The following is a 12,139-nucleotide window of genomic DNA, read 5'->3' as shown; positions in this document are numbered from 1 at the left end:
GAGCGGAGTGTCACGCGGGGCGCACGTTGCTCTTTCCTCCGAGGGGGCTCGTTCCTAGTGTCCGCGACGCACTGGGAGTACCCACCCGGCGGAAAAGGATTGTGCCCCCTATGAGCAACAAGACGGCGAAGGACGTGCTCGCGTTCGCGAAGGAGCACGGCGCACAGATGGTGAGCCTGCGCTTCATCGACTTCATCGGCCGCTGGCGCCACTTCGCGGTACCGTTGCACGAGCTGAGCGAGGGCATCTTCGAGGAGGGCCTGGGCTTCGACGGCTCGTCCATCAAGGGGTGGTTGGAGATCCACAACTCGGACATGCTGGTGATGCCGGATCCGAACACGGCGGTGATGGATCCCTTCACGCAGACGCCGACGCTGGTGCTGCTGTGCAACGTGGCGGACCCCATCACGAAGGAGCAGTACATGAGGGATCCGCGCAACATCGCCGCGCGCGCGGAGAAGTACCTCAAGAGCACGGGCCTGGCGGACACGGCGTTCTTCGGCCCGGAGGCCGAGTTCTTCATCTTCGACGGGGTGCGCTACAGCACGGAGCCGCACCACATGTTCTTCGAGGTGGACTCCATCGAGGGCGCGTGGAACTCGGGCCGCGAGGAGCCGGGCGGCAACCTGGGCTACAAGCCGGGCTTCAAGGACGGCTACAACGCGGTGATGCCCACGGACGCGCACAACGACATGCGCGACGAGATGTGCCGGATTCTGGGTGAGGTGGGAATCACGGTGGAGCGCCAGCACCACGAGGTGGCGACGGCGGGCCAGTCGGAGATCGACTTCCGCTTCGACACGCTGGTGAAGACGGCGGACAACCTGATGTGGTTCAAGTACGTGCTGAAGAACGTGGCGGCGCGGCACGGCAAGACGGTGACGTTCATGCCCAAGCCCCTGTACGGGGACAACGGCAGCGGCATGCACACGCACCAGTCCTTGTGGAAGGGCGGCAAGCCGCTGTTCGCGGGCGAGGGCTACGCGGGCATGAGCGAGATGGCGCTGCACTACATTGGCGGCGTCCTGAAGCACGCGCGGGCACTGGCGGCCATCTGCAACCCGACGAACAACTCGTACAAGCGGCTGGTGCCTGGGTACGAGGCGCCGGTGAACCTGGCGTACTCGAGCCGCAACCGCAGCGCGTCCATCCGGATTCCGATGTTCAGCGCGAGCCCGAAGGCGAAGCGGCTGGAGTTCCGCTCGCCGGATCCGAGCTGCAACCCGTACCTGGCGTTCGCCGCGCAGCTCATGGCGGGGCTGGACGGCATCGAGAACAAGATCGACCCGGGCGAGCCGCTGGACAAGGACATCTACGGGCTGTCGCCGGAGGAGCTCAAGGACGTGCCGAAGATGCCGGGCTCGCTGGAGGAGGCGCTGGACTGCCTGAAGAAGGACCACAAGTTCCTGCTGAAGGGGGACGTGTTCAGCGAGGACTCGCTCGAGAGTTGGATCGAGCAGAAGCAGAAGGAGGTGGACGCCATCCGCCTGCGTCCGCACCCGATGGAGTACCAGCTCTACTACGACATCTGAGCCTGTCTCGGGCCTCCCGGATTCCACACGGGGCGCGTCCTGGGAACACCTGGGGAGCGCCCCGTGACCCTTGTCAGAGCCGCCAGGATGATGCACGCGTGACCACCTCACGCCTCACATCTCCCTGGAGTCCCACCATGTCCCTCTCTCGCGCGTCCTTCGCGGCGCGGCTGCTGCTCGGCCTGCTGCTGAGCCTGACCTCCGTGGCCCACGCGGCCGACAAGCCCACGCCGCCTCCCGCGGGTACGGGGGCCGGCACGGTCTTCCCCGCCCCGCTGCTCCACAACGCGGACATCACCTACACCTTCGTCCTGCTCCACCCCACACCGCCGAAGGGGAACGCGGTGGCGGAGGCGCGCAAGCTGCTGGCGTCGAAGTACAAGGAGCTGGCCGGAGCCTGGAAGCCCGGGGCGCCGCAGCCCGAGGTGGAGCTCGAGGCGGTGCCTCCGGAGGAGCTGGAGCCCATCGACGAGGAGGTGCTGGAATTCTTCGGCCGGAAGCTGAACGCGGAGGAGCGCAAGCGCCTGAAGACGGCGAGGCACGCCACGGTGCTGGCCTTCCACGTGCCCTTCGCCCGGCGCAACGAGGCGCTCCTGGCTGCCACGCGCTTCGCCCACCAGCTCGCGGCCGAGCACGCGGGTTTCCTCTGGGACGCCGAGACGCGCGAGTACTACTCGCCCCGGGGCTGGAAGGAGCAGCGGCTGGACGGCTGGAGCGGCGGCGCGCCCTCCCTGCCGGCGCACATCACGATGCACGTGTACGGCGATGGCGAGAGCCTGCGCGTCATCACCCTCGGCATGGCGAAGCTCGGCCTGCCGGACCTGGTGGTGGAGCAGGTGCAGCGCTCGATGGGCAACGAGGTGGGGACGCTCGTCAACGGTGTCGCGCAGCTCCTGGCCGAGGGCCTCGAGCTGCCCGCGGATGGGACGCTGAGCGTGGACCTGACGCGCGTGAAGGACCCCAAGGTGAAGCGCCAGCTCGAGGGGAAGATGTCGGAGGGGGCGCGCCGGAATATGAAGCTGCGGGCCATCGAGGCGAAGCGTGACGAGGGGGACCCGGAGAACCACCTGCTGGAGATTGCCTTCCCGGGCAGCGGGACGCCGCACGCGCGGCAACTGGCGGCGCTCGACACCCTCTTCGGCAAGCAGCCGGATGGCATCACACCCGTCAAGCCGGGAGACCCCGAGCTGGCGGAGGTGGCGCGCAAGGCCCGCCTGCGGTTGACCGAGCTGAAGCCGCGCGTGGAGAAGGGGCTGCGGCATCCCGAGGCGCTCGTGGTCAAGGCGGGCTTCCGCACCGATGACGGCAGCTCCGAGCACATGTGGTTCCAGGTCACCGGCTGGGAGAAGGACCAACTGCGCGGCACGCTCGCCAACGAGCCTGTCGACGTGAGCGGGCTGCGCCGCGGCTCGACGGTGAACGTCCCCCTGGGGGACGTGGACGACTACCTCTACACGCGGCCGGACGGCACCGAGGAGGGCGGAGAGAGCAGCCGCATCCTCATGCGCCGCTACGAGGGACGTTGAGCCCCATGACGAAAACCGGGCCGCTCACCACACCCGATGGACGTTACATCGTGGTGGACGGGCAGCTCTGGCGGCGCTCCAACCCCGGGCTCGGGCAGAAACAGCGCGCGCTGCTGGTGGAAGCGCTGATGCACGCGCGGCGGGACGTGGGCCTCGCGCTGCGGGCCCGCGACGCCGAGGCGGAGCGGGAGGCCCGTGCGCGGGTACACCTGGCGAAGGTGGCACTCGGGGAGCGGGGGCCGCCGTGGTGGACCGACGGCACCCCGGACTTCAACCGCCGCCGCGTCGAGAACACGCCCTACGCCGCGTGGTTCCGCTCCCGGCCCGGCCCCTGAGCACCAGCGCGGGAGGACCCTCCGGGCCCGGCCGCGAGCAACTGGTCCGATTGTTGGACCAGCCGGTGAAGCACGCGGCCGGAGCGTGCTGGGCCCGGCCTCGCAAAAGGTGTCCGACTGTTGGACAGCTTTGAGAAGAGTGCGCCCGGACCGTGCGCCTCCTACTCGCCGAGGGCTCCGTAGTGCACGACGCGGAAGCGGGCGCCCTGGGCCTCGCGGATGCGGGCGGCGAGTGCCTCGTGCAGCTCGGGCGTCCAGGTGGTCCACTGGTCGAAGAAGCGCGCGGCGGCGGCCTTGTCTCCCGCGTGCTGGAGCGTGAGCACCTCCTTCAAGAGTGAGGTGACGGTCTCCGGGTAGCGCTCGTAGCGGATGGTGAGGCGCGCGGTCTTCGGGTCGGCCTCGAGCAGCCCATGCGCCAGGAACCAGTTGAACTGGATGAGCTGCATCGTCTGGTAGGGCTGGTCGCGGCGCGGCTTCGCGTTCTGCAGCGTGCGCCGGATGCCCGAGGCTCGCACGGCGCGCAGCGTGGCGTCCCCCACCGTCCCGTTCTTGTTCATGGAGTGCAGCGCGAAGAGCGAGACGAGGTCTGCCTTCATCTCCTCGAGTGCGTCCGCGTAGTCCTCCAGCGCGACATCGAGCGTGCGCCCCTTCGCGTCCCGCTCGACCCCCAGGTAGTGGCCGATCTCGTGCCACAGCGTGCGATGGGAGTTCCCCTCGGGGGCGAGGTCCCCCGCATGGGCGTCCACGGTGGCGGCCCGCCGAATGCGCTCGTCGGCGGCGAAGAGGTCCGGGTTCTTCATGATGTTGTCGCGCAGCAGGATGGTGCGGCCGTAGCGGCGCGAGAAGAGCGGGTCATTGGGGAGGATGCTCGCGGTGTTCGTGCCACGCGCCTGACCGAAGTCGGCGATGACCTCGTAGACGCCCACCGGGATGTCCTCGCGCACGCGCCGGGGGTGCACATACGGCAGGGAATCCTGGAGCGCCTGCAGTCCACCGAGGGCCCGGCGCAACGCGCCCGTCGCCTCCTCGTTCTCCAGGAGCAGGCTCATGCCGTGGAAGGCCTTCACGCCGTAGAGCGCGTCATCATACGTCTCATACGCGCCGATCTGCGCGTTGAGGCGCTGGAAGCGGCCCGTCACCCAGGAGGCATCGCCGCTCTCGTAGTCATTGGAGAGCAGGTCCCGGGCGCGGTTGCGGAGGAAACGGGCGAACTCCCCATCCCCCTTCTCCACCGAGTCCGCCGCGCGCATGAGCAGCTCGTATGCGCGCACGAAGTCGTTGGCGTACGCGACCGGGTACGGCACCGCGTAGAGCGTCTTCGCATCCGGCTTCTTCGCGAGTGCCTTCAGGTACGGGGCGAGCCGGGGGTGGAGGACGGCGAGCACGGGGTGCTTCCCGAGCGTGGCCAGGTCCTGGTCGAGCCAGGCCTTCGTGGCGCGGTGGACGACGGTCCGCTCACCGAGAATCGCCTCGCGCTGCTCCGGGAAGCGGGCCAGGAAGGCGTCGACCTCCTCGCGGGTGGCATCCGGAGGGTAGACGTTGCGCCCCGGGACTTCCGCGGTGACGGGGAGGAAGGGCTCGCGGCGGTTGTCGAGCGTCGTGGCGATGGGGCCCTGGAAGAGACGGTAGAGGGTGAGGAGGTCGGACCGCGGGGCGAGCCGGGTGAGCCGGGCGTGTGCCTCCAGGGCCTGGGGATGCCGGGACTCCTCGTAGACGCGCTGGAGGATCCGCCCCACTTCCAGGAGGTCCTTCACGGCCCGTTGCTCCTCGGGCGTGAGGCGCGAGAGGTCCGGCGCGAGGCGGATGGTCTCGGTCTTGGCGAGGAGCTCCTGGGTCCTGGACTCGGGCCAGTAGCCGGCCGGGAGGGGCTTCGGCGCGGCGGAGGCGGCGGTGGAGAGCGCGAGGGTGATGACGAGCGGCAGTTTCATGCGCGCCAGCCTACCGCGCCGAGGGGGCCTCGGGGGCGGGCGGGCCCCAGATGGAAGCGGGGTCCTCCAGCGCGTCGCCGATGTGGCGCAGGACACGCGCGACGACCTCCGCATCGAGCACGCGCGCATCGAAGGTACACGAGACCGTCATCTCCTTGCCGGGGACGAGCGAGCCGCCCTCGAGCACGGGGACCTCGCGCACGGCACCGGAGGCGAGATAGAGGGCCACGCGGGTGTAGGGCACCATGGCCAGCCAGGCCCGCTCCAGCCCGAGCGAGCCCACGTTGGAGACAGCGACGGAGCCGAAGGGGTCTCTCGGCATGCCCACCCAGGCGAGGTCCACGTTGAGGGTGAACCAGACGAAGGAGAGCAACCGGAGGACGGTGTTCATGACGAGGCCGGGGACGCGGTAGGAGCGCCGCTTGCCCCGCTCGATGACGGCGTCCCGGCGGTGGCGGACGTGGTCGACACGCGCCTGCATGGCGCTGGCGAAGTCCTGGAGCGAGAGCGCATCCGCATCGGGGATGGTGGCGGTGGTGAGGTCCACGCGGCCGAGGTGCTCGGGCTGCACGACGAGGACACAGACACTCACGCGCTTGCGCAACCAGGGCCGGTTCCAGCGCAGGATGACATTGGCCTCGGGGTAGCGGCGCAGGGCATCGGCGGCGGCCTTGGCCACCAGGTGCGTCACCGTGAGGCGCTGGCCCGAGCGCGAGCGGAAGGCCTCCACGTACGCGAGCGCGCGCTCCATGCGCACCTCGATCGCCGCATAGGCACTCGGGTCCCGGGGAGACCTGTAGGAGCCGAGGGTGAGGAGGCGGAAGTTCACGGGCGGGCGAGTCCTCTACCACCGGTCCCCCCGCGTCCACCTCCTGACGTGCCCGCCACGGTCCGGTGGCACACGGTCCGTCCACCCGTCATACATGCGGCCATGCGTACCTGCCTCGTGCTCTCCGCACTCGTGTTCCTCGCCGCCTGCTCCGGCTGCCGCAAGAGCCAGGCGAAGACGGCCCCCGACTGCATCCTCGTCGAGGATGACTTCGGCCCCAACGGCACCGTGCCCATCACCGTCGACGTCGTCGCCGAGGGGCTCGAGGTGCCCTGGGGCATCGCCTGGCTCCCGGGGGGCGATGCGCTCGTCACCGAGCGGCCCGGCCGCATCCGCCTGCTGCGCAACGGCGCGCTCCAGCCCGCTCCCGTCGCCACCGTGAAGATCTCCTCCGCCGGGGAGAGCGGCCTGCTCGGCATCGCCGCGCACCCCGGCTTCGCGAGCAACCGGCGGTTCTACATCTACGTCACCACCGACGAGGGCGGCTCGACGCAGAACCGCGTGGAGCGGTGGACCCTCTCCGAGGACCACACCACCGCCACCTTCGACCGCGTCATCTTCGGTGGCATCCCCGCGGCGAAGTACCACGACGGCGGGCGCATCCGCTTCGGCCCGGACGGCATGCTCTACGTCGGCACGGGGGACTCGCGCGAGCCGGACAACTCGCAGAACGTGGACACCCCCGCCGGCAAGCTGCTGCGGCTCACGCCCGAGGGTGAGGTGCCCTCGGACAATCCCTTCCCCGGCAAGCCCGTCTTCCTCACCGGCGTGCGCAACACCCAGGGCTTCGATTGGAAGGACCGCGACACGCTCTACTTCACCGACCACGGTCCCAGCGGCGACACGCTCCGCCGCGGCCATGACGAGGTCAGCGTGGTGCGCAAGGGGGACAATCTCGGCTGGCCCACCGTCTATCGCTGCGAGTCCGGCGAGGGCTTCGTCACCCCGTCCCTCACCTGGGAGGACGCGGCGCCCCCGGGCGGAGCGGCCATCTACACCGGCGACGCCATCCCCGAGTGGAAGGGCTCGCTGCTCATCGGCACGCTCGGCTCACGGCACCTGCACCGGGTGGTCTTCTCCCAGGAGAATCCGAGCCAGGTCGCCCAGCACGAGGTGTACCTGCGCAACGAGTGGGGCCGCCTGCGGGAGACCATCATGGGTCCGGACGGCCACCTCTACGTCACCACCAGCAACTGCGACAGCCGCGGAGACTGCACGGCGCGCAAGGACGTCATCCTGCGCATCCGCCGCTGAAAAGAAGCAGGGGCCGCGTGCCCGTCCGGGCGCACGCGGCCCCCAAGGCTCACCAGCTCACCGAGTCCACATGCACCGTGCCGGACCAGGCGGCATCGGTGAAGAGCTCGAGGCCGAGCTGGTGCAGGGGCGACGCCGCGTTCGCGGGCACCTGCACGGTGAGGGTGCTCCAGTCCCCGGCCTTCAGGGACGCGGCGCCCACCCACGTCCCCGTCCACAGCCAGCCGCCCGCGGCGCCCTGCTGCACATACGGCTGGATGCCGGTGATGCGGCTACCGGCCGGCACCCACACCCGGAAGGACACCGTCCGGCCCGCGGGCACGGCGGCGTTGAGCACGGAGACGCGGGACATCCCGGCCGCGGTGCCACCCATCGTCACCGCGAGCGAGCGGCTCCCCGCATACGCCTTCGCGGTGGACGACGTCACGCCCTTCACCAGCGTCCCCGAGAACGTCCACCCCTGCGTTCCCGGCTCGAAGCTGTACGGCGCGGAGTCCGTGCCGGGCACCGGCGTGGGAGTCGGCGTCGGCGTGGGAGTCGGCGTGGGGGTCGGCGTCGGCGTGGGAGCCGGCGTCGTGGTGGAACCCTTGGGGATGGCGAGCCCCCCGGCCTTCAGGAAGGCACCCGCGCGGCTCTTCAGGAAGAGCTGGCCGTCCGTGTAGTAGTCGTTGGTGTGCGAGGCCTGCTGGCCCTCGCCCCGGCCGAAGAGCAGCGCGATGACGCCACTGCTCGCGAACTTCTCGCGGTGCGCGGAGCCCCCGGTGCCGAAGAAGTACTCGGGGCGGTTGTCCTTGTAGCCCGCCGCGCGCGGCGCCTTGTCCGTGTTGGGCACGTTCAGGCTGTTGGAGTTGCCCTCCGGAAGCTGCCACAGCACCCAGCGCTTGCCCGAGGTGCGGTTCCACAGGCGCAGCCACTCGGCGTACCGGTTGAAGCTCTTGGAGGAGATGGAGGCCGAGTCATTCGCGTCCCACCACCGGTTCTGCCCGTACTGCGTGTAGAAGTCCGTGTCGCGGTCGAGCGGATCGCCCACCAGCACGTCATAGGTCGCCCCCGTGACGTTGCTCCCCAGGCCCAGCGGCTTGAGGAAGTTGTAGACCTTGTCCACCTCCGGCTGCAGCGGATCCGTCAGGGAGAAGTGCGCGATGTCCTTGCCCGTGGCCCACCCCGAGATGTGGATGCCCAGGATGACGTTGCTGGCGCCCACCGCCTTGCGAAGCTGGAGGAAGGAGAGCCCCCACCCGGCCACCGTGTTGGGCAGCCCGGCCAGCTCCGGCAGCCCCGTGGCCGCCACCGCCGCGTAGGCGTTGGGGTTGTTGTTCGACTGCTGCTGGAGATAGGCATAGCCATCCGCCTCCATCAGCACGAGCACCGGCTTGCCGAACTCCTTGGCCCGCTGCATCAGCACCTTGAAGTCGGAGAAGTAGCTCTTCATCGTGGTGGCGTTCTGCGCCTTGGCGAGGAACTGGGCCTCGCCGCCACCCGGCTCGGAGTTGACCTGGTAGTACTGGATGGCCGGGATGAAGCCCTGGGCGGCGGACTCCGTCATGAACTGCTTGCCCCAGACGCCGGGCTCGGGAGACCAACCCCAGTTGTTGATCCACCCCTTGGTGAAGTAGCGGTAGCGCACGTCCCAGGGCACCGCGCTGTCCTTCATCCAGGTCTGGCCGGTGTCCTCGAAGAGGCCCACCATCAGGCGCGCGGGCAGCCCCGCGGGGATGGAGCCTGCGGGCTGGGTCACGAGCGGAGCCTCCTGGGTGTCCAGCGTGTCCAGGGGCGGGTTGTCCGAGGAGAGGTCTCCGGGCAGCTCGGGACCACAAGCCGCGCACGCCAGGAGGGCAAGCGATAGGAGGATGTGTTTCATGGGGGCCCCAACCAGAGCCGGGCCCTCCTGTTTCCCGCCTCCCCGGCCCCGCCCCAGGGATGGACCCGGGGGCTCGCCTCCCTGGTGTGCAGGCAATCCGTGCAGGCGGCGCGCGCTTCTGCGAGGCTTGGCCCCGCGTGCATCTCGAAATGCCCCTCATCATCGGCCTGATGGTGGCCGCCAGTTCGCTCGCCATCGCCGCCAAGCGCGTCCGGATTCCATACAACGTCGCGCTGGTGGTGGGAGGCCTGCTCCTGTCCGTGGGAGGTGTCCTCCCGGGCATGCCTCCGCTCAACCCGGAGGTCGTCTTCCTCGTCTGCCTGCCGCTGCTGCTCTTCGAGGGCGGCATCACCGCGGACGTGGCCAACGTGCGCGCCAACCTCCTGCCCATCGCCATGCTGGCCACCCTGGGCATGGTGCTGGCCATCGCCGCCACCGGCGCGGCGCTCCACTACACCCTGGCGCTCGCCTGGGGCCCCGCGCTGCTGCTCGGGTCCATTCTCGCCGTCACCGACACCGTCTCCATCCTCTACGCCTTCCGCCGCGCCCCCGTGCCCCGGCGCCTCTCCGGCATCATGCAGGGCGAGAGTCTCTTCAACGACGGCACCGCGCTCGTGGCCTACGCGGCCATCTCCAGCATCGTGGTGGGCGGCGTGTCCTCGTTCTCGCTGCCGCTCATCAGCGCCAAGGTGCTGGGGGCCACCGTGGGAGGACTGGCCATCGGCGTCACCCTGGGCCTGGTGGCCGGCTTCATCATCCGCCGCACCGAGGATCCACTCGCCGAAATCATGGTGACCACGGCGCTGGCCTTCGCCGCCTTCGTCATCGGCGAGCAGCTCCGCCTGTCGGGCGCCATCGCCGCGGTGACGGCCGGACTGGCCACGGGCATCAACCTGCGGCGCCACGTGGCCCCGCAGAGCCAGGTGGCCATCCACACCTTCTGGGAGTACGCCGCCTTCGGGGTGAACACCTTCCTCTTCCTGTCGATGGGGCTCACCACCCGGCCCGAGACGCTGGTGCGCTACCTGCCGCAGACGTTGATCGCCGTGGCCTGTGTCTTCGCCGGCCGCGCGGTGGCCATCTACCTGCCCTTCCTGCTGCTGCGCTGGCTGCGCCCCTCCGAGGCCGTCCCCATGCGCTGGCAGCACGTCTTCATCCTCGGCAACATCAAGGGCGCGCTGTCCATCGGACTGGCGCTCGGCCTGCCGGAGAACACGCCCTCGCGCGAGCTGCTGGTGGCCATCGCCTTCGGCGTCTGCTTCCTGTCCCTGGTGGTGCAGGGGTTCATGCTCACGGACATCCTCAAGCGGCTGGGGCTCTTCCACGAGGATCCGGTGGCCTACGCGGTGGCGGATCAGCAGGCCCGCCTCATCGCCAGCCGCGCCGCGCGCCAGGAGCTGGAGGAGCTGCACGAGCAGGGGCTCATCCCCCGCGCGGCCTATGAGCACCTGCGCGGCGACTACCAGGTGGGCATCGCCAGCGCCGAGCGGGAGCTGCGCCGGCTCAGCGAGCAGCACCTGGCGCAGGGAGCGAAAATCGTCCTGGCCACGCGCCGCCGCCTCATCGACGCGGAGCGCACGGCGTTGCTGTCGGCCCGGCGCGCCGGCCTCATCCCCGAGGCCACCGCCGAAACGCAACTGGCCAGGCTGGACACACGCACACTGGAGCTGGAGCACGTGCTGTCGAGCGCCCAGGAAGACGAGGCGGGCCCTGTGAGGAAGGTGTCATGAAGATCATCATCGCGGGCGGTGGACGGGTGGGCGGGGCGCTGGCGGCGCGGCTGGTGGCGGAGCAGCACCATGTGACGGTGGTGGAGAGGGATCAGACCACCTGCAACCGGCTCTTCGAGGACATCGGCGTGGTGACGGTGTGCGGGGACGCGAACGACCCGTGGGTGCTGGAGTCGGCGGGCATCAACACCGCGGACATCGCGGCCGGGGTGCTGACGCGTGACGCGGAGAACCTGGCCTTCGCCACGCTGGTGCGCTCCGTGAGCAACGCGCGCGTCATGGTGCGCATGCTGGACAGCCGCTACCGCCAGGCCTACCGGCTGGCCGGGGTGAGCGAGCTGGTGGAGGAGGCCGAGGTGGTGGTGGCGAAGATGACCACGGCCATCGACTTCCCGCAGGTGGCGGGCTCGCTGCCGCTGGCGGCGGGGACGGCCATCCTCTTCGAGCTGGAGGTGAGCGCGAAGGCGTTGGTGGCCGGGCGCACGGTGGCCCAGGTGCGCGCGCAGCCCGAGTTCCCGCGCGAGTGCGTGTTCATCGGCATCGTGGACCCGGAGGGCCGCATCACGCTGCCGGACGGCAGCACGGTGCTGCGCGCGGGGCACACCATCATCCTCGTGGCGCGTCGCGGCGAGCTGGCCCGGGCCGTGGAGCACCTCACCGCCGAGCCCCAGCGCCAGGCCGACTCGCCGCTCGCGGGGATGCTGCGCTCGGTGGACTTCCTCACGCCGCTCAATGACGAGCAGCTCACCACGGTGGCGCGCGGTGCCGACTACCTCCGCAAGGAGACCGGGGAGACGATCTTCAAGAAGGGCGACGCGGGAGAGTCCTTCTACGTCGTCGTCTCCGGCCAGGTGAGCCTGCTGGCCGAAGGCGGGCGGCTGGTGGAGGTGGTGAAGCCCGGCGGCTTCTTCGGAGAGATTGCCCTGCTCACCGGGGAGCCGCGCGCCACGAGCGCCATGGCCGCCACGGCGTGCGAGCTGGCCGCCGTGGGCCGCGAGGACTTCCGGGGCGTGGTGATGGCCAACCCCGCCGTGGCGCTGGAGATGAGCCGCATCCTCGGGCAGCGGCTGACGAAGATGGCGCAGCAGGACCGCGCGCCCCAGAAGCGCAAGGGCCTGTTCGGCCGCTGAGCGCGGGGCTCCGG

Annotated in this window: 9 protein-coding genes; 6 read left to right on the top strand and 3 right to left on the bottom strand. The window is 70.1% G+C overall.

Annotated features, from left to right (window positions below):
• Positions 1–110 precede the first annotated feature (110 nt).
• The 3 genes from glnA (at position 111) to ACN28I_RS35255 (ending at position 3,393) form a co-directional block, all read left to right on the top strand.
• Entirely contained in the window at positions 111–1,532 is a 1,422-nt protein-coding gene (gene glnA / locus ACN28I_RS35265) for a type I glutamate--ammonia ligase (protein WP_420946292.1), read from the top strand.
• A gap of 137 nt (positions 1,533–1,669) precedes the next feature.
• The gene (locus ACN28I_RS35260) at positions 1,670–3,058 is read left to right on the top strand and encodes a DUF2314 domain-containing protein (RefSeq protein ID WP_420946291.1); all 1,389 of its coding nucleotides are present in this window, start codon (positions 1,670–1,672) and stop codon (positions 3,056–3,058) included.
• A gap of 5 nt (positions 3,059–3,063) precedes the next feature.
• Positions 3,064–3,393, top strand: coding sequence for a hypothetical protein (locus ACN28I_RS35255; protein WP_420946290.1), 330 nt, complete (start codon positions 3,064–3,066; stop codon positions 3,391–3,393).
• A gap of 161 nt (positions 3,394–3,554) precedes the next feature.
• Here the strand turns inward: ACN28I_RS35255 and ACN28I_RS35250 are convergent, their stop codons facing one another.
• Positions 3,555–5,321: an NUDIX hydrolase gene (locus ACN28I_RS35250; protein WP_420946289.1), complete on the bottom strand. Its 1,767-nt coding sequence runs from the start codon at positions 5,319–5,321 to the stop codon at positions 3,555–3,557.
• 10 nt (positions 5,322–5,331) lie between these two features.
• Entirely contained in the window at positions 5,332–6,150 is an 819-nt protein-coding gene (locus tag ACN28I_RS35245) for a 2-oxo acid dehydrogenase subunit E2 (RefSeq protein WP_420946288.1), read from the bottom strand.
• 102 nt (positions 6,151–6,252) lie between these two features.
• On the opposite strand from ACN28I_RS35245, the gene ACN28I_RS35240 reads away from it, so the two are divergent.
• Entirely contained in the window at positions 6,253–7,404 is a 1,152-nt protein-coding gene (locus tag ACN28I_RS35240; RefSeq protein WP_420946287.1) for a PQQ-dependent sugar dehydrogenase, read from the top strand.
• Between the two features lie 49 nt (positions 7,405–7,453).
• On the opposite strand, the gene ACN28I_RS35235 is transcribed toward ACN28I_RS35240, so the two are convergent.
• Positions 7,454–9,265, bottom strand: a complete 1,812-nt coding sequence (locus ACN28I_RS35235) for a hypothetical protein (protein ID WP_420946286.1) — start codon at positions 9,263–9,265, stop codon at positions 7,454–7,456.
• A 137-nt stretch (positions 9,266–9,402) separates the two neighbouring features.
• Between ACN28I_RS35235 and ACN28I_RS35230 the strand changes: the two genes are divergently transcribed.
• Both ACN28I_RS35230 and ACN28I_RS35225 read left to right on the top strand, forming a co-directional pair.
• A complete protein-coding gene (locus ACN28I_RS35230) occupies positions 9,403–10,995 on the top strand; it encodes a cation:proton antiporter (RefSeq protein ID WP_420946285.1) in 1,593 nt (530 codons plus the stop codon).
• Positions 10,992–12,125, top strand: a complete 1,134-nt coding sequence (locus ACN28I_RS35225; RefSeq protein ID WP_420946284.1) for a cyclic nucleotide-binding domain-containing protein — start codon at positions 10,992–10,994, stop codon at positions 12,123–12,125. Before ACN28I_RS35230 ends, ACN28I_RS35225 begins: the two co-directional genes overlap by 4 nt.
• The last annotated feature ends 14 nt before the right edge of the window (positions 12,126–12,139 follow it).

This window comes from Archangium gephyra (assembly GCF_049060025.1).
Taxonomy (GTDB): Bacteria; Myxococcota; Myxococcia; order Myxococcales; family Myxococcaceae; genus Archangium; species Archangium gephyra_A.
The sequence above is the reverse complement of the archived record's forward strand: the minus strand, read 5'-3'. Positions and strand labels throughout refer to the sequence as shown.

Bases quoted from the DNA above. Each gene is read 5' to 3' on its own strand.
- glnA (WP_420946292.1), top strand. From the start codon at position 111: ATGAGCAACAAGACGGCGAAGGACGTGCTCGCGTTCGCGAAGGAGCAC.
- ACN28I_RS35235 (WP_420946286.1), bottom strand. From the start codon at position 9,265: ATGAAACACATCCTCCTATCGCTTGCCCTCCTGGCGTGCGCGGCTTGT.
- ACN28I_RS35255 (WP_420946290.1), top strand. From the start codon at position 3,064: ATGACGAAAACCGGGCCGCTCACCACACCCGATGGACGTTACATCGTG.
- ACN28I_RS35225 (WP_420946284.1), top strand. From the start codon at position 10,992: ATGAAGATCATCATCGCGGGCGGTGGACGGGTGGGCGGGGCGCTGGCG.
- ACN28I_RS35260 (WP_420946291.1), top strand. From the start codon at position 1,670: ATGTCCCTCTCTCGCGCGTCCTTCGCGGCGCGGCTGCTGCTCGGCCTG.
- ACN28I_RS35240 (WP_420946287.1), top strand. From the start codon at position 6,253: ATGCGTACCTGCCTCGTGCTCTCCGCACTCGTGTTCCTCGCCGCCTGC.
- ACN28I_RS35250 (WP_420946289.1), bottom strand. From the start codon at position 5,321: ATGAAACTGCCGCTCGTCATCACCCTCGCGCTCTCCACCGCCGCCTCC.